Raw genomic sequence first — 21,994 nt, forward strand, 5'->3', positions numbered from 1 at the left:
GTATTAACAAATGAGGAAGGGAGAGTTATACATGTTAGATAACGCTTCTATATTAATTACAGGTGGAACAGGTTCTTTTGGAAAAAAGTTTATTGAAATGATTTTCAAAAAATACAATCCACGCAGAGTAGTTGTTTATTCCAGAGATGAATATAAACAGTTTGTAGTTAGAAATATGTTTAGTAGAAAATTAACGTCAGAACAAATGTCAAAGCTCAGGTTTTTCATTGGGGATGTAAGAGATAAAGACCGTTTATACAGAGCTTTTAAAGATATAGACTATGTAATCCACGCAGCAGCTATGAAACAAGTACCGGTATGCGAATATAATCCTTTTGAAGCTATAAAAACAAATATACACGGTGCTCAAAATGTGATTGATGCAGCACTTGACAGAGGAGTAAAGAAAGTTGTTGCTTTATCTACAGACAAAGCTGTAAATCCTATAAACCTTTATGGGGGAACAAAGCTTGTATCTGATAAGTTATTCACTGCTGCCAATGCCTATTCAGGAGAAAAAGGAACTGTGTTTTCAGTTGTACGCTATGGAAATGTTGCAGGAAGCAGAGGATCTGTAATTCCGTTTTTTAAATCATGTATTGAAAAAGGAGAAAAAGAACTTCCAATAACGGATTTTCGTATGACACGTTTTTGGATTACTTTGGAAGAGGGAGTTGAACTTGTTTTTAAAGCAATCAGAGAATCAAAAGGTGGAGAAACATATGTATCAAAAATACCATCTTTTAAAGTTGTAGATTTGGCTAAAGCTATTTCTCCGGAGTGTGAGTTGAAAGAAGTTGGCATAAGAGAAGGAGAAAAGCTTCACGAAGTTATGATTACAAAGGATGACAGCAGAAATGCTTTTGAATATGAAAAACATTATATAGTATATCCTAATTTTGATTGGTGGTCTAAAGATAAGCATTTTAAAAATGGTGGGAAAAGAATTGAAGACGGGTTTGAATATAATTCCGGAACAAATAAAGAATGGCTAAGCGTTGAGGATTTGAGAAAAAGGCTAGAGTTATTAAATATTGAAGATTAAAAATATAAAAAAGGTGTGACTATATGAAAAAAGTAGTTGCAATAATACAAGCAAGAATGGGTTCTACAAGGCTGCCGGGAAAGGTAATGAAAAATCTATGTGGCAAGACGGTGCTTGCTCATGATATAGAAAGAGTGAGGCAGTCTAAATATATTGATGAGATTGTTATAGCTACCACAAAATTTAAAGAAGATGATATTATTTTAAGGGAAGCTTTAGAAAATGGAGCTAAAGTATATAGAGGCAGTGAAGATGATGTGCTTAGAAGATATTATGAAGCAGCAAAAGAAAATAAAGCTGATGTAATTGTAAGAATTACTTCTGATTGTCCATTAATTGATCCTTTTATAGTTGATGAAGTTATAAAGGTTTATTTAAATAGCAATTATGATTTAGTAACTAATGCAGGTATTTATCCGGAAAACAGAACCTATCCAAGAGGATTGGATGTAGAGGTTTTTTCTTTTGATATATTAAAAAAAGCTTTTCAAGAAGCAAAAGAAATGTATCAGAGGGAGCATGTAACTCCATTTATATATGAAAACAGTAAAAATATATACTATTACAAAAACGATATAGATTATTCAAAATACCGGTGGACTTTAGATACAGAGGAGGATTATAAGCTTATAGAAATAATATATAAAAGCTTTATAAAAGAAAGCATAATTTTTATTTTAATGATATTTTAAAGTTGTTTGATAATATGCCAGAGTTATTTAAAATTAATAAAAATGTGCAACAAAAAATTATCAGTAGATGAAAGAGGAATTTAAGTTGTCTGGTCGTATTACAAAGGTATAATGAGAGCATTATTTATAAATTAACGTGAGTTTTACAAAACAACAAATTTTGTTAAATTTAAATATTAGAAATTAATAGATGTATAAGACAAGAAAAAATAAGTTATTAGAGGTGATAAGATGTTAAATATAACTTTATTATGTGATAATCCAGATAGTTGGATTGTACCATATTTGCTTCAGTTAAAGGATGAGATACAAAAGAGAGGTCATTTGGTTAGTTTTATTAATAATTATAAAGATATTAAAAAAGGTGATATTGCTTGTTTTTTGGGGTGTGAAAAAATTATTCCTCTAGAGTATTTAAGTTTAAATAGAAACAATTTGGTGGTGCATGAAAGTGATTTACCAAAAGGAAAGGGATGGAGTCCTCTGACATGGATGATTTTAGAGGGAAAGAACAGAATACCCATTACTTTATTTGAAGCTGCTAAAAATGTTGATTCGGGGGATATTTATTTACAGGACTATATTGAGTTAGATGGAACAGAATTGTTGTCAGAAATAAAGCATTTGCAAGGAAAGAAAACAAATGAGTTAATCTTGAAATTCATTGATAATTATTCTAAAATGCAAGGAAAACCACAGGAAGGAGAAGAAAGTTTCTATAGAAAAAGAACTCCTAAAGATAGTGAATTAGATATAAATAAGACTATAGATGAACAATTTAATTTATTAAGAGTTGTAGATAATGAAAAATACCCGGCTTTTTTTTACAAGAATGGGCATAAATACATACTAAAAATATATAAGGACAAATGATCTATGTGCGAGAGTCAGCTGTGTTGAATCTTTAAAGGAATTTTAACCATAAAAAACAGATGTATGTTAATAAAGTAGAAATAGATTTAACATAAAAGGAGTATGTTTATGATAGAACCAATAAAAATAAAGAACAGATACATAGGAAAAAACTGTCCAGTTTATATTATTGCTGAAATGTCTGCTAATCATGCGGGAGATATAAATAGGGCTATAGAAATTATTCATGCTGCCAAAGAGAGTGGAGCAGATTGTATTAAGATACAGACTTATACTCCGGATACAATGACAATAGATTCTAAAAAAGATTATTTTAAAATAAAAAGTGGAACATGGGAAGGGGAAAATTTGTATAACCTTTATCAAAAAGCATACACTCCTTGGGAATGGCAAAAACAGCTTAAAGAGGAAGCTGAAAAAGTAGGACTTGATTTTCTTTCAACTCCTTTTGATTTTACAGCTGTGGATTTTTTAGAAGATTTGGGAGTGGATTTTTACAAAATTGCATCTTTTGAACTTGTAGATATACCTTTAATAAAATATGTAGCTTCAAAAGGAAAGCCTATTATAATGTCTACTGGCATGGGAACATTAGGAGAAATTGAAGAGGCAGTTAAAGCTGTAAGGCAAGCAGGCAATAAAAATTTATGTTTGCTTAAATGTTCCAGTGCTTATCCAGCAGTTTCAGATGATATGAATCTTGTGACGATAAAACATTTAGAAAAAACATTTGGTGTTCCTGCAGGCTTATCAGATCATTCATTGGGCTCTGTTGGGGCAATTGCAGCTGTAGCAATGGGAGCTAAAATAATCGAGAAACATTTCTGTATAAGTAGGGAAATAGAGAATCCTGATGCATCATTTTCTATGGAGCCAAGTGAATTTAAAAAAATGGTTGAAGATATACGAGCGGCAGAAAAGGCTATAGGTAAGGTATGTTATGATATTTCGGAAAGGGAAAAAGCCAGTCAAGTATTTAGAAGATCTATATTTGTTGTTGAGAATATAAAAGAAGGAGAAATTTTTACTGAAAAGAATATTAGAGTTATACGGCCTGGTTATGGTCTTTCTCCAAAGTATTATGAAGATATTATTGGTAAAAAGGCATCAAAGGATATTGAAAAGGGTGAACCACTTTGCTGGAATATGGTTGACTAATGGAGGTAAGTTATGAACATAATTATTGCCACTATAAAATCATGGAACATTAAAAATGCAAACCGTTTTAAAAAAAATAATAAAGATAAATATAATGCATTTATTATTACAAATAAAAATGACCTGACTTTAGAAGTGGTAAAAAAATTAAACCCTAAGATTATTTTTTTCCCACATTGGTCTTGGATTATTCCAGATGATATTTTTAAAAATTATACTTGTGTAGTTTTTCACATGACTGATTTACCTTATGGGAGAGGCGGGAGCCCATTGCAAAATCTTATTGAAAGAGGACATAAAAGCACGAAAATATCTGCCATACGAGTAGATGGAGGAATAGATACAGGGGACATATTTTTAAAAAAGCACCTTGATTTATATGGTACAGCTGAAGAAATTTTTATACGGGCTTCTAACATAATATTTAATGAAATGATTCCGGAGATTCTTGAAAAAAAACCTTTACCTCAAAAGCAAGAAGGAGAAGTTGTAGAGTTTAAAAGAAGAAAACCTGAACAAAGCGAAATACATGCTGATTTTAGCCTGGGAAAAATATATGATTACATTAGAATGCTTGATGCAGAAGGATATCCAAAAGCATTTATAAAGTTTGGGAATTACCGACTGGAGTTTTCAAGGTCATCTTTAAAAAATGATAGGATTATTGCTGATGTTGAAATTATTGTGGATGGTGAAGAAAATGAGTAAGATATTAGTGCTAGCAGCTCATCCCGATGATGAGATACTTGGATTAGGAGGTACAGTCAGAAAACACGCAAACTTAGGTGATGATGTACAATGTGTTATATTAGGTGAAGGAATTACGTCTAGGGCAGAGAAAAGAGAAAAAGGGGATAAGAATGCTGTTGATGATATTAAAAAACAAGCACTTAGAGCAGCAGAGATAATTGGTTTTAAAAAAGTATTTTTTTTCAAATTTTCCGGATAATAGATTTGATTCAATAGATTTACTAGACATTATAAAAGAAGTAGAAAAATATATAATGGAAATACAGCCTGAAATAATATATACACATCATTATGGAGACTTAAATATTGACCATAGGAGAACTTTTGAGGCAGTTATTACAGCTACAAGACCTTTAGAGGGTTGTTGTGTGAAAGAAGTATATTGTTTTGAGACACCTTCTTCTACAGAATGGAACTTTGAGTATGGAAGTAATACTTTTAAGCCTAATGTTTTTGTGGATATAGAGGATACTATAGATGAAAAACTTAAAGCTATGGAATGTTATAAATCAGAAATAAGGGAATATCCTCATCCAAGGTCTTTAAAAGCACTTGAAATAATAGCTGCTAGATGGGGAACAGTAGTTGGTAAAACTTATGTAGAGGCTTTTGAACTTATTAGAAAAGTGGTGTAATGGTCTAATGAATGTAGGAATAAGAGTGGATGGTAGTAAAAATATCGGAATGGGCCATATAATGCGTTGCATATCACTTGCAAGGAGTTTTAAAGATGCAGGAAGTAACGTATTTTTTATAAGCAAATACCAGCAAGGAATTTTTGCAATAGAGGAAAATGGATTTAATCTAAAGAAACTATCATATGATGAACAAAAAGAACAAGAACCTAAGGAAGAATTTTACTATGGGAATTCCTTGGAATTGGAAGAAGAATCAGAGGAAATAATCAGATTGATTGAAATTTGTAAACTAGATGTTTTAATTATAGACTCATATAATGTTACTGAAAAATATTTTTTGAAGATAAAACCGTATGTGAAAATATTGGTTTATATAGATGATGTAAATGCTTTTCCTTATCCTGTTGATGTGGTTATAAATGGTAATATTACTGGGAAGTATCTTGATTATAAATCTTATTTTAAAAATCAGAAGTTTTTGTTAGGTCCTTCTTATAATTTAATACGTGACGAATTTAAAAACATTTCTAAAAGGGCCGTATCTAAAGAAGTAAAAAAAATAATGATTACAACAGGTGGTTCAGATCCTTTTAGAACTATGGAGTTATTAATAGATATAATTAGAAGTGATAATTCACTAGATGGCATAGAGATTCATGGAATAATAGGAGTCGGATTTCAAAACAAACAAGAATTAAAAGAAAAACAAAGACAGTATAAAAACATTGTTCTCCATGAAAATGTCGTGAAGATGTCTGAAATAATGCTTTATTGTGATATAGCACTGTCTTCATGTGGAAGCACTTTATATGAGCTTTGTGCATGTGGAACTCCTGTTTTAGGTTTTGTTTTGGCAGATAACCAGGAATTTGTTGCAAAAAAGATGGACGAACTTGGATATATAAAATTTTTAGGTTGGTATCATCAGCTAAAAAAAGAAAATGTTAATTATACTATAAAAGAAATTATACATGGTTTTGAAACAAGGGAAGAGATGGTAAAAAGGCAACAAGGATTAGTAGATGGAAATGGAACTAAAAGAGTTGTAAATGTTATAAGAGAAATGTTATTTTAAGAAAGATGGTGGTTATTTATGAGTGATAATAAATTTATTCCATATGGCTGTCAGTGGATTGATGAGGATGATATTAATGCTGTAGTGGATGTACTCCGATCTGATTATTTAACTACAGGACCTAAAGTTTTGGAATTTGAAAAAAAATTTGCAGATTATACTGGAGCTAAATATGCTGTTTCAATTTCTAATGGTACAGCTGCTTTACATGCAGCTTGTTTTGCAGCAGGGATAAAAGAAGGGGATGAAGTGATAACAACGCCCATTACTTTTGCTGCATCAGCTAATGCTGTATTGTATCAAGGTGCAAAGCCGGTTTTTGCAGATATAGATGAAAGAACATATAATATAGATCCAAAAGAAATAGAAAAAAATATTACAAATAAAACAAAAGCAATTATACCTGTTCATTTTACTGGTCAACCTTGCGATATGGATGAAATACATAAAATTGCACAAAAATATAATTTGATGGTTATTGAAGATGCGGCTCATGCATTAGGGGCAGAGTATAAAGGAAAAAGAATTGGAAATTTGTCAGATATGACTATATTTAGTTTTCATCCTGTAAAGCATATTACAACAGGAGAAGGCGGTATGATTACAACAAATAATAAAGAATTGTATGAAAAATTATTATTGTTCAGGACACATGGCATTACAAGAAAAAGAGAACTTTTTGAAAATGCTGATGAAGGTCTCTGGTTTTATGACCAGTTATGTTTAGGCTATAACTACCGTATGACGGATATACAATGTGCATTGGGTTTGAGTCAATTAAAAAAATCAGATAAATTTTTATCCAGAAGAAGAGAAATTGCAGAGATATATAATAAAGCTTTTAAAGAGTTAGATGGTGTAATTGTGCCTTTTCAAAAAGAGGATAGAAACTCAAGTTGGCATCTTTATGTAGTTAAATTTGATTTAAATACGTTAAGTATGAGCCGAAGAAAAATATATGATTTTTTAATTTCCCAGGACATAGGCGTAAATGTACATTATATACCAGTGTATTATTTGAGCCATTATAAAAAGTTGGGATATAAAAAAGGTATATGTAAAAATGCAGAGAAATTATATGAAGAAATAATTACACTGCCCCTTTATCCTAAAATGAATGATGAAGATGTAGAATATGTTATTAATGCTGTAAAGAAAGTTGTGCTTTAAGACATAAAACCTTACCCTGTTTTGGTTTTAAAATTTAAATATAGGAAATAAAACTGGAGGTGTTGGTATTGGCTAATGAGAAAGTAGCACTTGTTACAGGAGGGAGTAGAGGGTTAGGAAGAGCTATTGTCGAAAACTTTATTAATAATGGGTATAAGGTTGCTTTTACTTATTTAAATAGTGAAGAAAATGCAAAAGAGATCTGTAAGTTATATGGCGATAATGTTTTGCCTTTAAGAGCAGATGCATCAGATTATAAAAGGGCATTTGAAGTTGTTAGAGAGGTTGTATCTACATATGGAAGTCTAGGGGTTCTCTTAAATAATGTGGCTTCTGCAAAAGATAAACCAATATGGGAAATGGATCTAGAAAGCTGGAATTTTGGAATAACTAATACATTGGGCTCTTGTTTTAATTATACAAGAGCAGTTGTAGATATATTCATGAAAAATAAAAAAGGCAAGATAATAAATATAGGTTCAATAAACGGTATAAGAGGTAGGGAAGGAAGTGTTAGCTATAGTACTGCAAAAGCAGGAATTATAGGCTTCACAAAGACTATTGCTAAAGAATTAGGTGAATATAATATAAATGTAAACCTTGTTGCACCGGGTTTTATTGATACTGATGGGCAGAAAAATACAAGTCAGTTAATTAGGAAATTAGTTCTCAATGAGTGCACGATAAGAAAACTATCTACACCACAGGAAATTGCATATGTTGTTGAATTTCTTGCTAGTGAGAAAGCAGATAATATTACAGGACAGATAATACAAGTTGATAATGGCCAATATATTTAGGAGGATTTGTATGAAAGTGTCTGCAATAATTCAAGCACGGACTGGTTCTAGCCGTCTCCCAGGAAAAGTACTTAAAGAAATTTGTGGGTTACCTGTATTGGTGCATGTAATAAACAGAGTTAAACAAGCTAAAAAGGTAAATGAAATAATAGTTGCTACTACTGATAAGGCTAGCGATGAAGTGATTGTAGATATTAGTGAGATGGAGAATATCAAGGTTTTTAGAGGAAGTGAAGAAGATGTACTTGAGAGATATTACAAGACAGCTTTGCATTTTAAATCGGATATTATTGTTAGGATAACAAGTGATAATCCTTTAACCGATCATAGGCTGATAGATAAAATAGTAGAGAATTTAATTATACATAATGCGGATTATAGTTGTAATAACATGCCTTCAACATATCCATATGGATTAGATTGTGAATGTTTTACTTTTCAGGTACTAGAGGAAGCTTTTTTTAATGCGAAAGATAAATATGAGAGGGAACATGTAACCCCTTATATAAGAGAAAATAAAGAATTATTTAAGATAGTAAGCATAAAAGGAAACGATAATTATTCACATCTAAGATGGACATTAGATACACAAGAAGATTACAACCACATAAAAGAAATATTCGAGAATTTGTACCATAAAAATAAATATTTCTTAACTGAAGATATTATTCAGTTTTTACAAGAAAACAAAAGAATTTAGGTGAGATATTAATTATGGAACTTGTATTGGGCACTGCACAATTAGGAATGAACTATGGTGTAAATAACATATCTGGTAAGCCCTCTTTCTCAGAAGGATTTAACATTTTAAAAAAAGCCTTTGAAAATGGAGTAAATATGGTAGACACTGCATTAGCATATGGGAATTCTGAATTGATAATTGGAGAATTTATGTCACGCACAAATCGTTATTTTAAAATAGCCACAAAGTTGCCTAAATTAAAATATTGTGAAAATTTAAAAGACCAAGTTGAAGCATATATCGAAAAATCATTGAATAATTTAAGAGTCAAAAAAATTGACTATTATTTTCTCCATAGTTTTGAGGATTATAAAAATAACATTGAAATTATAAAAATTTTAAAACAAAACCAGGAGAATGGAAAAGTTCAAAAGATAGGAGTTTCTATATATGATACTTATGAGCTTGACTATATACTTAACAATAGTGAAGGATTTATTGATATAGTTCAAATACCTTTCAATATATTTGACTTAAGGTGGATAAAGGATTCTATATTAGAACGTACTAAAGAAAAAGGCATTGAAGTATTTGTGAGAAGTATTTATTTACAGGGTTTATTATTTCTTAAAAAGGATGCTTTAGACAAAATACATCCTAAAACATACCAGTATGTTAGCAAACTTTTGGAATTTGCTGAGGAGAATAACATGGACATTAGTAATTTAGCCATGCAATATATAAAATCGCATACAGAGATTAATTATGTTTTAGTAGGTTGCGAGACAGAAGAGCAAATTGATCAAAATATAAGAAACTTCTATTCAGATTATACAGATAAGTATAAGTTAATTAAAGAATTTGCAATGAAAAATTATACCGATGTTGAAAAGGAAATAATTGATCCAAGATTGTGGAAATGTTAGTAATGGGAAGGGTTTTTTTATAAGAATTATACAGTGGCGAGATAGAAGGAAACTGTACGTATCATTTTTAAAGAAAAGATAAGTGAAACTACTTAAGTAGTTATTTGTTAGAATAGATAGATAGAGTTAGGTGATAAAAACTGTTAAGATACAAACTTTTTTAGACAGGTAGTTCTTTTATTTTGACTAAAAAAGATTTGGAATGCCAAATGTAAATGTAGATTAATAAATATTCAAAAATAAAAAGACAAACGGAGGAATGGAATGGATAAAATAAAGATGATGAGTAAGATTAAGGAGATACATTTAGAAAATAAAAATATTATAAAATACTTAAAAGAAATTGATGGTAGAACAAATAATTCTATTGAAGACATTATGATTAGTTACGATTTTCAGGCAGGTAGTTATACAAAGGCTTATAAAAAAGATCCAAAACAAAAGGAAAATTTTTGTTCTTGTCTTGCTAATATAATTAACAATTTAGAAGACTGTAATTCTATTTTAGAAGTAGGTGTGGGTGAGGGAACTACTTTAGGACCTTTATTTAAAAAGGTAGAAAAAGAACTAAGTAAATGGTATGGATTTGATATATCTTGGTCTAGAATTAAATATGCTAATAAATTTTTAAAAGAAACTGGTATAAATAATGTATGTCTATTCACAGGTGATTTGTTTTCGACGCCATTAAAAGATAATTCAATAGATATAGTCTATACTGCTCATTCAATTGAACCTAATGGGGGTAAAGAAAAAGAAGCACTTGAGGAGTTGTATCGTATCACAAATAAGTATTTAATTTTATTAGAACCCTCTTATGAATTTGCATGCGAAGAAGGAAGAAGAAGGATGGAGTATCATGGATATGTTAAAAACTTATATTCAACAGCAAAAGAAAACGGGTATGATATTATTGAGCATAGATTATTTGATGTATCTGCAAATCCATTAAACCCCACAGGTTTAATTATTATACGAAAAAAACCTGAAAAGAAAAGCAAAAGGCCTTTATGCTGTCCTGTTACTAGAACAGATCTTATCAAAAAGGATAATGTGTTTTTTTCAGAGGAGAGTTTTCTTGTTTATCCTATAATTGAGGAAATACCTTGCTTATTGCCTCAAAATGCTATTATTGCAACAAAATTTTTAGATTTGTAAATAGATAATATTTAAACAATTGTGGAATATATAGAGTGGAAAGTTTAGTTTATAAATATTAAGTTTAGAAAACTGATAAAAGTAACACTATGTTATTACTTTTATCCATTAAATTTATCATATTTTAGTGCTCTATTTTTTGATAGGGTGCAATTTTATAACAATTCTTTTAAGTGATCGCTGACAATGTTTAAATCAAAATTAAATACTATAAAAATCAAAAGTATATTTAGTCTTAAAATTTTATGAAGATGTAGAATATGTTATTAATGCTGTAAAGAAAGTTGTCTCCTTTTAATTTAGATATATTGCAAGGAGGTAACTTTACTATTTTGAGGGTCTCTCAATCCATATAGCAGATAATTTAGAATTTTCTCACTAAATTTTTGAAATAATTAGCCGATACAAGAAAAAAGAAAAGTTTTCCTACAAGTCAACTAACATTTAAATTTTCAAAAAAATGAGATTCTATAGGTAGGACAATTTAAAGCAAAATGTTATTAAAAATATCAGAGGAGGTTTATTTACATGTCTACATCTTTGAGTTATTCTTATCACGGAAGTACTCCGGAGTGTTATATTTGGGAAGATAAAGAATTAGGAGTAAAACTGTAAGATATGATATGCAAGGATATGAAGTGCCATTTAAGAGCATATATGTACCCAATTTTATTTTTGAGGGAAGAGATGATGAGGATGAAGCTATTCAGGTGGTTGTTCACTGGGGCGAATGGGGTTTATTAGATGGAGATGTTATAGGGCATAGCATTGTAGACTATCCAGAAGATAGACAATACTAAAATTAAATTAAGTGAAAGTATTAATAAGATTAAAGTATCTTTTACTTTTATTGCAGAGAAAATAAGATGCAGATGACAATTTTATATCGGTAAAAAATGATTTTAAAATCTTTACATAAAGAAAAAGAAATAAGAGAAAGGTATAAGAATGTAGTTGAGCAGCTTCAAAGATCATTTATCTAAGCTATAATGTTTTTTGAACTGAGTTAAAAACTTGATGCTAAAGTAGCCTGGTTCGTTTTGATTTAAATAAATAGGAGTGATGAACATGAAAATAGGTCCACGAAAACCAAGCTTAAAGAAAAGCATAAAAGCTAGAACAACAGGAAAGATAAAGAGAAAGGCTAAAAGTGCAGTGAACCCTTTGTATGGTAAAAAGGGCACAGGGTGGATACGAAACCCTAAGAAGGCTGCATACAATAAGGTATATAGGAAAACAACCTTTGGTATTGGGGATTTGTTGAAGAAGATATTTAAGTAGGTATGTAGGTAAGAACAGCGATCATGAGGTCGTTGTTCTTTGTTTGGGTTTTTTAAAAAAAGAAGGAATTCATATAGACTTCAATTAAGTAGGTTTGGAAACAGAACGTATTAAGAATACTGATACACAGAATTATTTATATTCCTAGGTTGTCTAGATTAATTTAATAGTATAGGAATTTGCATTTTAGCCTTTGGTCTTAGTAGGTAAAAAATACATGTCAGAGAAATAAAATTGTTGATTGGATTGCAAAATTTGTATAAAATAAAGTGGAATATATGTATAAAAGGTGGGTTATAGTTTTTAAGAATAAAAGTGATAACAGAAGAAGAAAAGAAAGACAAGAATATATTTAAGCAGATAATAGAAGAGAACTGGGAAGACTTCAAAAAGAAGTACCCATCGTATAACAAACCGTATTATGAAGAAGTTATAAAAAAGACATTGCTATGTGGGTCAGAGCAGGGAGGATATACGGAGTATAGATGTATGGAATGCGGACAGGGGATGAGGCGTATACCATTTACCTGTAAAAGTTGTTTTTGTCTTTCGTGTTCAAAAGTTTATACAGATGAAGTAGTAAGCCAAGTTAGTAAGATGCTAAGGTCTGGAATGAAGTACCGACATGTGGTGCTGACAATTCCAGAGCAATTAAGAGAAGTATTTTATAAGTATAGACATAACGGGAAAATATTGTCTGAATTAATGCGTACAGGCTACAGATGTGTGGAAGAAGTAGTAGGAACAGCAGTAAAAAGGAAAGTGAAAATAGGCATGATAATGGTGCTGCAAACCCATGGAAGATCAGGACACTATAATCCCCACTTGCATATACTTTTGACAAGTGGAGGAATAAAAGAAGAGAGGAAAGAGTGGAAGGAATTGTGGTACCTGCCTTTTGAGATTATCCATACGAAATGGCAGTATCATTTATTGAACATGATAAGAGAACAAGTACCCACCAAAGAGATGAATAAAATGGTAGACAATTTGTATAAGTTATATACAAAGGGATTTGTTGCAAATGTAAGTAAGGGGGAAGCACCTGAGAAAGCAAAAGGTCTTGCAAAATATTTGGCAAAGTACATGGCATCACCACCAATCAGTGTAAGGAGAATCATCAGATATGACGGTGAAACAGTAACATATTGGTATAATGATCATGAAACAAAAGCTAGAAAAGAAGAGAGTTTGGATGTGTTGACCTTTATAGGTCGGATGGTACAGCATATACTTCCGAAGGGATTTCAACGTATAAGATATTATGGTTTGCAGGCAACAAAAACATATGAAAAATGGAGTCAAGTGATAAAAGAAGGTCTTAAGAACTTTTGTAAAGCAGTACAAGGAGTTTATGAAGTAATTGAATCTAGGAATTATAGACAAAGATATAAAGAAAGTAGTAGGAAGGACCCGTTAAAGTGTCCTTTTTGCGGGAGTGAAATGAAAGTATGGAAAATATGGCATCCGATATATGGAGTAATATATGACGAAGAGAAAAATATCAGACAGGGAAAGTATGAAAAATATTCTAAACCAAGAGATAGAGGAGGATGTACCCTTCGGGGGTGTACCAGAATATTACAAATATCGATGTTCTCATTGTCACTTTGAGAACACAATGAATGAGGCCAATGTAGATGTGGCTTTCGGTTGGACTAAGAAAAGGACAAAATGTTCAAGGGGGTTAATGCCCGTACTTGAATGTCCCATTTGTTCATGCTTAACATATGAATGTGTGGATTAAAAAAGTCCGCCCGATAGGGCGATAAGTTCATGGAGGAGCTTAAGAACCGAGGATTTACTAAAACAGCTGCTGTTGCTATTGTTTCAGATAGACCTTTCTATGAAGGGCGCAACAATGAAGGTATATATAAGTTTTTTAGAGAAGAATATTCTGTTTACGGTTGTATTTTTAAGCCAACAGGTGTAGGAAAAAATAAAGATAGCATTGCATTAACAAGCAGATATGATTTTATCTGGCAGGATTTAAGCGACGGTCGTAAATATTACATAATCGAGATTTGAAGTATTTAATTGAAGAAGGGGGATATTTGTGAATAAATTGATTGATGAGATTTGGCAATATTCACACTATTATGGTGATATGTTATTTACTTCTTTGCGTTTACATGATAATGAAGAAGATTATGCTGCTATATTAGTTTTATTTAATGCGATGGAGTTAATCTGTAAATCTGTAAGAGAAAATTATAATCAAAACTTTTTACAGGATTTGTCCGATTTAAAAAATAATAATATTCTATCCGAAGAAGATTATGATTTTCTAGCTAGCAAAGAATCTGGTATCAGAGGCATAAGAAATATCATGACACACAGAAATGCATACCAATATTGTTTAGAGGGTACTGATGGTAAAGCTCTTCCCTTTGCAGAACCGGGAACTTGGACAATAGTATTTGAAAGCTATGCTCCTAGAATAATTCAAATCTTATATGAGATTTTAAACAACTCTCATTGGAAAAATGAAAGGTGATTTAAGATGTCGGGGCTATTGACTTTTTAGGCTTTACCCCCCAAGGAGATTGATAACCTAAAAATAAAATTCAAACAGATATTCAGATATAACGCAAACAAAAAGGAAAGGGAGGGAGTATAACAGCATGAATCAAACAGAAGGAGCAGACCAATTCGTTCTTAGAATGAGTGTTGCTGACGATGGATTTAGCTTTTCATCTTACATCGAAACAGCATTAATATCTGCGGAAACTGAAATTCAGAATCTGAAAGAGACAATCATGTCAGTTGAGAGTCTTAAACCGAACTGTGATAAGTTAGATTATGCGCTGGCTGCAAGTTCAGGAGTTCTCTGTGGCATCATTGATATTTTCCTAGTTGGAAAACCTGGAGAGTCACCGGCTGGAGATGTTACTGATAAGTGGTTTGCAAATCGGACAACTGATTTCGCTAAACTTTGCGGATGGGAAGGCAAAGGAAGTGATTCACTGTCATCAGCAATTAGCTTTCTTGAGAAGAAATTTAAAATTCCATATGACCAGCGCGGAGCCGGTGATGCTGGAAGTATAGTATTTGACTTGAGTCCTTCAAATCATCATTTCAAATCACTTGGTCATAATCCGACTTTGCTTGGTTTGTTTTTTTCGATATTAGATCAGTTTACAAATCAATCGCACTTTGTTTCTGGAGGAGAACTGATATCTTTACAGAATGCTGATGGAAAATTTGAACTTCGCGGCAGTAATGTTCCAGAAAAATTATTTTGTGGGTTCGTCAACTGGTTTGGTCATTTGATTTCCGATATGTCTGGATCATCCAGCAGTAAAGGACGAGGTATGGGAATACCTTCTCCGTTTTGGGCTTGGACGAACGATATTATTGCAATAAAGAGAAAACTGAACATTCCCGTTTTACAGTTTGAAAACACAATAAATGAGCTGGCTCTGAGCATATACAAAGAAGGATACGATATCCGCTTTCAAGCCACCCAGGTCATTCCAGTCTTTATCAATGAAATTATTGTCAGGTTGGTATATGCGATAAGGCGATTGGTAAAATATTTCGTAACAACAGACAAAGAAGAACGTTCGGCATCCGCAATGTGGAAAGCTTGTGAGCCATTTTCAAATCCCACCGTAAAAAGAATGCTTACAATAGCACACGGCACCTTCTGCATGATGAATCTTGGCGATGCAACCATACGGGCCTTCTTAACCGGAGGTGGTACCTTCAATGTGACTGAATTTTTCCTTCGGCTTAACATAGTGGGGGTGGGCCGTTTCACAATTTCATTGTATGGAGAAGCAAAGCGGGTCGTTGTAATACGAAAAGCTGAGTCCGAAGCTCAGTTTGCAAGAAGAGAAATAACCATCGTAGAAAACTATCTGAACGGACTCTCATTATTATCGGAGTTATACGATGATAAGTATCTTGTAGATTTTATTGATGACTTTAAGAATAGCGATATGTATGTTCAGGCATTCCAAAAATCTGTCCGATTGGCAGAACTCAGAAAGGTCCCTGATAATAATATACTTAGAACAAAATCCGATATAGATTTATATTTTGGGGGTAACAGACAATGAGCAAGAAAAAATCGAGGTTAAAACTTGCCCAAGAGCAGGCAGAATCGGCTATCAAGAAGACAAATGATAAAATTAGCGAGTTGGGTACACACACGAGTCAGCTTTATAATGAATTGAACATCTTACAAAAACTCTTTGACGATATTAGAAATGTTCCAAGCGAGAAACGATTTGAGTATGAAAAACTGAAAAAAATCCGTCTGAACTGGAAACAGCAAGCAGAAAAGATTGAATCAGATTACAAAAATGCCGTCGCAAAAAATGCTGGGAAAGGTGCTGCTGGTGTAGGTGCGGGAATCGCAGTTGCGGCTCTTGGTCCTACTGCCGCAATGGGAATTGCGACAACATTCGGTATTGCTTCAACAGGAACAGCCATATCTACATTGAGTGGCGCGGCAGCTACCAATGCGGCATTAGCTTGGTTGGGCGGAGGTGCGCTTGCGGCCGGTGGTGGAGGAATGGCTGCTGGTAAAGCATTTCTTGCTCTTGCCGGACCTGTAGGTTGGGCGATTGGCGGGGTTGCACTTGTGAGTAGCGGACTTCTGCTATGGAAAGGGAAAAGTGATCAGAACCGTCTTGAGGAGATTTTCACCCTCATCAGCAAGCGTGATGTTAAATCATACGAACTTGCTATTGTAGAAATAAATGAGCGAATAAGCCGTATTAAAGATGAAAGCCAAAAACTCAATTGTGCAAGCGAAAGAACAAGAACATTTGGTCTGGACTACAGCTTAATGACAGAGGCACAGCAATATGAATTGGGTTCTTATGTAAATCTGATGAATTCCTCTACTCAATTGTTGGTTAATCCGATAATTGGATTGCAACCAAAATACGACATAAGTGATTTGAAGGAATACATAGCTTTCAGTAAAAAGAAGTTTGATGATAAGCAGAAATCTTTGATTGTTTCCCTCTCCAATCTCTTGTATAAGATAAATCTTGATGAAAAAGATAAGATCCTATTATGGAAGTCTTTCAAAAGAAACAAGAAGTTCTTGTCTTCTATAGAAATGTCAAAGCAGGATTTTGAATTTTCAATTATTGGAACAGTAACTGATGCACTTGAGCATAAGTATCGTTTAGAAAAAGGTTGATAGCAATATTCAGATACTGGGAAGATTCTTGCCTATAAATGTTTGTAGTGTGCCCATTTAAATCAAACATTCTTTATATTTTATGAGTGTATTGGATATGTTCCCTCATACCGATAGTGCAAAAAGAGCCTTTGACGTGTTTCCGACTACCGACAATGTAAAAGACATCAATCCACCCGGCTCGTTGCATGTGGAGTGCGTAGTATTGATGTCAAGGCTGTAAGCCTTTATTTTACTAGGTTTCCGGAAGTACATCCAAGTTGTCTACTCAACCTAAAGGTCCAAAATACGTACATGGGAACATATCGAGGGGGTATTTTTTGAGTGAAATTTAACTCAAAAATAGATAGGGCTGTAAATGTCAATAAAAATTTAGGTCAGTTACCGGAGTAAATTAGGCCACCAATTCGTAAAAAATTATCCAACATCTGCCTGTCTCGAAAGAGCCTGCTTAAACCTGTAACTTTCCCCATTAATGTTCAGTATGTGTGCATTATGAGTCAAACGGTCAAGCAAGGCGGCTGTCATTTGTTCATCACCTAACACCTCCGTCCATTTTGGAAATTCTAAGTTTGTAGTTATAATCAGGCTGCCTCTCTCATATCGGGAAGAACAAAACTGAAAGAGCAATTCTGCCCCAACTTTGCTGAAAGGTACATAGCCTAATTCATCAAGAATCACTAAATGCGGTGTCATCCATTGTTTTTCAAGCTTATTGAGACGATATTCCTGCTGAGCAGCGAGCAGTTCATTAATTAAACCAGCTGCTGTGTAGAACTTTACCTTCATGCCCTGTCGGCATGCCTCATAACCAAGAGCAATCGCAATATGGGTTTTACCAACCCCAGAGTTACCTACCAACAGGACATTTTCTCTTCTTCGGATATATTCTCCCTGCATAAGTTTCAGTACCTTTGGTTTATTTAGGGATGGTATAGCAAGAAAGTCAAAGCTTTCAAGTGTTTTTATTACTGGAAAGTTTGCTTGTCGTATTCCTCTCTGGATCCGATTGTTTTCCCGCTGGTGCACTTCCTGCTCCAATACACACAGCAGGTACTCTTCATAATCCAAATTATTGTCCGCTGCTTCTCTTGCCAGGGATTCATAGGTTTTTGCAGCCTGGGGCATTTTCAGCTTTTTTAAATAAGCTTCGATTAGCATTTTGTTGACCGGCATTATTGTCCACCTCCTGGCATGAGAACTCTATATTTACTAAGGTCAGGGGATATTACAACTACCTCGGGGATATTCTGAAGCTTGTCTTTACTGACTGGATTTATCTCAGGTATATTTGAAACCATTAGCTGCCCTAATATGTTCAATACGCCGTCATAGCTGTATACATTGTATGCCATAGCAATTTCAACGGCTTCAGTCACTAATGCAGGGGGATAATCCCTGTGCAGCATAAGTATTCTTACAAATTCTCGGTTACCTTTTGGACTTCTGGCATTTAAGCTCCGGCGGTACTGTTCATAAATAGGTGCCAGAGTTTGGGGCTTATATACTTTTGTGTTGTCTAATGCACGGGATTTTTGCAGCAGAAGTTCCAAATAGTGATCCAGTATTATTTGCTCCTGATTCCGGCCATATATCCTGGGATGGCTCGCTATTATTGTTCCTTTGTATTGTATTTTTACTTCATCCGCTGTTGCTTTAACAGTAACTTTCTCTCCTACATATATCGTGGGAACAGAGTACCGGTTTGTTTCAAACTGCACCATCGAATAGCGATTTACCTTTGCCTCTTTATATCTTGCACCATCAAACCTTATCTTTGGCAATGGCCTCAATGCAGCCCGTTCAGCTTCCCATTTTGGATTCTTTTCCAAAAGTTTAACACATTCTTTATGCAGATATTCATTCAATTCCTCAAAAGAATCAACCTCAGGGTAGGGAACGAAAAACCTTCGGACAACCTCTCTACCTGCATTTTCTACGCCACCTTTATCACTACCTTTTGCCGGTCGGCAAAAAGTGGATTCATAAAGGTAATGGGTACGTAAGGAGATGAATTGTTCCTGCTCTTCTCTGTTACTGCCTCCAAGTATTTTCTTTACTGCTGTCTTCAAATTATCATATGCTATTTTGTATGGCACCCCGTTCATAAACTCAAAACATTTGATATGTCCATCAAAGAAAGCTTCTTGTTTTTCAAAAGGATACGCTCTTACATAAAAACCGCCTGAACCTCTCAGTTTCATTACAAAAATATGTGCCTTAGTCTCTTTGCCTTTAAGATAAAAATATGCTTCTGTCCAGTCTACTTCTGCATAAGTTCCCAATTCGAATTCCAGTGGTAGAAAAGCTTCTTTTTGTTTTCTATATTCCTTCCTTAGATAGTCCGTTACAGTATTGTATCCACCTGTAAAGCCTTCCTTTTTTAGTATCTCAAATATTTTTGTTCCTGTGTGACGTTGCTTGCGATGTCTGGTTTTATCCTCTTCTATTATTTGTTTAATTATTGGGATGTATGGGTCTAATACAGGATGCTTACGTTCTTTTGTTAACTTATATTTTGGTGGTTTTGGTTCTTTCATAGAGATATATTTCGAGATTGTATCCCTATGCATTCCAGTTCTTCTACTTATTTCTCTTATACTTAGGTCTTCTATAAAGTACATTTTTCTGATATCCTCTAATTGTGCCATCTTAATCATATCCTTTCCTCCTGTACGATAATGATTCTTCAACATAATCATACAGGAAATTTGATTAAGGTGGCCTATTTTTTTACCGGTATGTGGTACAATATTAGAATAACATTAACATAGGGTTGAGTTGACAGAATAGATAACGAGTATTTTTCATAGGGTTGAGGAGACAGGATGGATGTAAAGTATATAAATATTTTTTCTCTTGTCTAGCATGTTTTATATGTTTTTAAAGCTTCAAATTACCAATATTAAATTTTAGTATTGACATATTAAAATTTAATTGATACACTACTATTAGTGGAAGGTTTTCACATATTGATAGAAAGGAGGAAAAACGTGAATACATCAATAGATTACTTTATTAATTTGTTTACCATTCGCGGTATAACCTCCAGAGAGCAATTATTAAACGAAATGCTGCGTGTTAAACTTACAGCGAAAGCAATGAAATCTCAGAAAAAATCCAATCAGGATGAAGAGCAGCTTTTTGAATTAATGAAGCAGTCTACAGAAAATACAATACTGGGATACTTTCCGGGAGACAGGGATTTTTTCTCTACTGTTTATAAAGTTGCTCATAATATAGATCTTATTGAGTTCACTCTTAAACTTTATCAAAATGACCGCTTTGGCCAGATATTCTCTCCTGCCTATTTGACGGAATATATTTGTAGCATGGCAGAGGAAGTAAATGCTCGGACGATTCTTATTACCGAAGCAGAGAAAAGCCTTTCAGGTCTTAAAAACTTTGTGGATAAACATAAGTCAAGCAACATAGTATTTACCACCTCAAATGCACTAATGTTTATGTTGCTTAAGATGGGATTTGAAGAATACAAGAATGTCAGCATACTTAATCAATCTATATACCAGGAACTTCTTATTGACACACGTTTTGACTTTATTTATTCCCTGCCTGATTTTGGTGGAAAAATTGAATCTTTAAACAACAAATTCAAGTCTTCAAGACCAGATATTATAGCAACACATAATTTACTTAGGCACTTATCGAAAAATGGTACACTCGTGACTGTGCTACCAGCAAAGATAACATTTTCAAGCGGTTCAGAAGCCAAGCTGCGCGAGCATATTATGACCAATTATCAATTGGAGGGCATTTACAGTCTTCCTGAAGGTACTTTCAGACCATATACCAGTATAAAGACCTGTATGCTCAGAATAGGTGTTGCGAAAAAAGAAAGTGTGAACGTAGGTTATTTAGGTTATGATAACGGCCTATATATCGATAAAGTGAAAGTGGTGGGGAGCAAAGAATTTTCCAATCATGAGGATTGGCGTATTGAACTCATACTTGAAGATGATGACGAGAATATCAAAAAGTATAAGTCATCAAAACTTGAAAGAGTAAAACTACATGAAGTTGCTGAGGTCTTCAGGGGAAAATCAATCTTAAAAAAAGATGTGAAGCCCGGGAAAATTAAGGTGCTGAACATTTCAAACATAACTGATAGCGGTATAGATTATTCAGATATGGACAGTATTGACGAAGAAGAACGGAAAATCAAACGCTATGAACTGATGGACGGGGATATAGTACTATCTTGCAGGGGGACAGCTATTAAAACAGGTGTATTTCGTAGGAAAAAGAATATCGTTATAGCATCAGCTAATGTTATTGTTATTAGACCAAATCATAGAATCCTCAGTGATTATCTTAAGATATTCTTTGAAAGTCCGGTGGGAACCGCGCTCATAAAAAGCTTTCAACGAGGAACAACTATTGTAAATATAAATCCTACGGACATTGCTGAAATGGAAATACCTTTACTGAGTATGGAAGAACAGAAAGAGATAGCATCGCATTATAATGCTGAAATAAATCTTTATCGGGAGACAATCAGCAAAGCCGAAGAACGTTTTGCTGCGGAGAAAGAAAAAATCTATAAAAGGTTGTTATAAGGGAGGAG

General features: G+C 33.3%; 20 protein-coding genes and 2 pseudogenes. 20 read left to right on the forward strand and 2 right to left on the reverse strand.

Going from position 1 to position 21,994, the window contains the following annotated elements:
• Window positions 1-31 precede the first annotated feature (31 nt).
• From pseB to HVS_RS01510, 19 genes and pseudogenes are all read left to right on the forward strand, one after another.
• Window positions 32-1,045 (forward strand): UDP-N-acetylglucosamine 4,6-dehydratase (inverting), encoded by a 1,014-nt coding sequence (gene pseB / locus HVS_RS01425; protein WP_101298679.1) that lies wholly within the window; start codon window positions 32-34, stop codon window positions 1,043-1,045.
• A 23-nt stretch (window positions 1,046-1,068) separates the two neighbouring features.
• A pseudogene (locus tag HVS_RS01430) lies at window positions 1,069-1,808 on the forward strand (cytidylyltransferase domain-containing protein).
• Between the two features lie 160 nt (window positions 1,809-1,968).
• Window positions 1,969-2,610, forward strand: coding sequence for a formyltransferase family protein (locus HVS_RS01435; RefSeq protein ID WP_101298680.1), 642 nt, complete (start codon window positions 1,969-1,971; stop codon window positions 2,608-2,610).
• A gap of 108 nt (window positions 2,611-2,718) precedes the next feature.
• A complete protein-coding gene (gene pseI / locus HVS_RS01440; RefSeq protein WP_101298681.1) occupies window positions 2,719-3,768 on the forward strand; it encodes a pseudaminic acid synthase in 1,050 nt (349 codons plus the stop codon).
• Window positions 3,769-3,780: 12 nt separating this feature from the next.
• Complete coding sequence (locus HVS_RS01445; protein WP_101298682.1) at window positions 3,781-4,476, forward strand: formyl transferase; 696 nt, start codon at window positions 3,781-3,783, stop codon at window positions 4,474-4,476.
• A pseudogene (locus tag HVS_RS01450) lies at window positions 4,469-5,153 on the forward strand (PIG-L deacetylase family protein). Before HVS_RS01445 ends, HVS_RS01450 begins: the two are co-directional and overlap by 8 nt.
• 7 nt (window positions 5,154-5,160) lie before the next feature.
• On the forward strand, window positions 5,161-6,231 hold the full coding sequence (pseG, locus tag HVS_RS01455) for a UDP-2,4-diacetamido-2,4,6-trideoxy-beta-L-altropyranose hydrolase (RefSeq protein ID WP_101298683.1): 1,071 nt from the start codon (window positions 5,161-5,163) through the stop codon (window positions 6,229-6,231).
• A gap of 18 nt (window positions 6,232-6,249) precedes the next feature.
• Entirely contained in the window at window positions 6,250-7,401 is a 1,152-nt protein-coding gene (pseC, locus tag HVS_RS01460; RefSeq protein WP_101298684.1) for a UDP-4-amino-4,6-dideoxy-N-acetyl-beta-L-altrosamine transaminase, read from the forward strand.
• 68 nt (window positions 7,402-7,469) lie between these two features.
• Entirely contained in the window at window positions 7,470-8,201 is a 732-nt protein-coding gene (locus HVS_RS01465; RefSeq protein ID WP_159063340.1) for an SDR family oxidoreductase, read from the forward strand.
• 10 nt (window positions 8,202-8,211) lie between these two features.
• Window positions 8,212-8,901, forward strand: coding sequence for a cytidylyltransferase domain-containing protein (locus HVS_RS01470; protein ID WP_101298686.1), 690 nt, complete (start codon window positions 8,212-8,214; stop codon window positions 8,899-8,901).
• A 14-nt stretch (window positions 8,902-8,915) separates the two neighbouring features.
• Window positions 8,916-9,809, forward strand: a complete 894-nt coding sequence (locus HVS_RS01475) for an aldo/keto reductase (RefSeq protein ID WP_101298687.1) — start codon at window positions 8,916-8,918, stop codon at window positions 9,807-9,809.
• Window positions 9,810-10,073: 264 nt separating this feature from the next.
• The gene (locus HVS_RS01480; RefSeq protein WP_101298688.1) at window positions 10,074-10,967 is read left to right on the forward strand and encodes a methyltransferase domain-containing protein; all 894 of its coding nucleotides are present in this window, start codon (window positions 10,074-10,076) and stop codon (window positions 10,965-10,967) included.
• 623 nt (window positions 10,968-11,590) lie between these two features.
• Window positions 11,591-11,767, forward strand: a complete 177-nt coding sequence (locus HVS_RS16350) for a hypothetical protein (protein ID WP_159063341.1) — start codon at window positions 11,591-11,593, stop codon at window positions 11,765-11,767.
• A 268-nt stretch (window positions 11,768-12,035) separates the two neighbouring features.
• Window positions 12,036-12,248 (forward strand): hypothetical protein, encoded by a 213-nt coding sequence (locus tag HVS_RS01485; protein WP_101298689.1) that lies wholly within the window; start codon window positions 12,036-12,038, stop codon window positions 12,246-12,248.
• A 315-nt stretch (window positions 12,249-12,563) separates the two neighbouring features.
• The gene (locus HVS_RS01490; RefSeq protein WP_101298690.1) at window positions 12,564-13,862 is read left to right on the forward strand and encodes an IS91 family transposase; all 1,299 of its coding nucleotides are present in this window, start codon (window positions 12,564-12,566) and stop codon (window positions 13,860-13,862) included.
• Between the two features lie 162 nt (window positions 13,863-14,024).
• The gene (locus HVS_RS01495; RefSeq protein WP_207654792.1) at window positions 14,025-14,276 is read left to right on the forward strand and encodes a hypothetical protein; all 252 of its coding nucleotides are present in this window, start codon (window positions 14,025-14,027) and stop codon (window positions 14,274-14,276) included.
• A 28-nt stretch (window positions 14,277-14,304) separates the two neighbouring features.
• Window positions 14,305-14,745, forward strand: a complete 441-nt coding sequence (locus HVS_RS01500) for a hypothetical protein (protein ID WP_101298691.1) — start codon at window positions 14,305-14,307, stop codon at window positions 14,743-14,745.
• A gap of 127 nt (window positions 14,746-14,872) precedes the next feature.
• Entirely contained in the window at window positions 14,873-16,312 is a 1,440-nt protein-coding gene (locus HVS_RS01505) for a hypothetical protein (RefSeq protein ID WP_101298692.1), read from the forward strand.
• Window positions 16,309-17,409, forward strand: a complete 1,101-nt coding sequence (locus HVS_RS01510) for a hypothetical protein (RefSeq protein WP_101298693.1) — start codon at window positions 16,309-16,311, stop codon at window positions 17,407-17,409. The genes HVS_RS01505 and HVS_RS01510 overlap by 4 nt, the downstream gene beginning before the upstream one ends.
• Before the next feature lie 417 nt (window positions 17,410-17,826).
• Here HVS_RS01510 and istB read toward each other — a convergent pair whose 3' ends face one another.
• Complete coding sequence (gene istB / locus HVS_RS01515) at window positions 17,827-18,585, reverse strand: IS21-like element ISCth9 family helper ATPase IstB (protein ID WP_101298694.1); 759 nt, start codon at window positions 18,583-18,585, stop codon at window positions 17,827-17,829.
• Window positions 18,585-20,069, reverse strand: coding sequence for an IS21 family transposase (gene istA, locus HVS_RS01520; protein ID WP_101298695.1), 1,485 nt, complete (start codon window positions 20,067-20,069; stop codon window positions 18,585-18,587). The genes istB and istA overlap by 1 nt, the downstream gene beginning before the upstream one ends.
• A 333-nt stretch (window positions 20,070-20,402) precedes the next feature.
• Between istA and HVS_RS01525 the strand changes: the two genes are divergently transcribed.
• Complete coding sequence (locus HVS_RS01525) at window positions 20,403-21,986, forward strand: restriction endonuclease subunit S (RefSeq protein ID WP_101298696.1); 1,584 nt, start codon at window positions 20,403-20,405, stop codon at window positions 21,984-21,986.
• The last annotated feature ends 8 nt before the right edge of the window (window positions 21,987-21,994 follow it).

Source organism: Acetivibrio saccincola (genome assembly GCF_002844395.1).
Lineage (GTDB): Bacteria > Bacillota > Clostridia > Acetivibrionales > Acetivibrionaceae > Herbivorax > Herbivorax saccincola.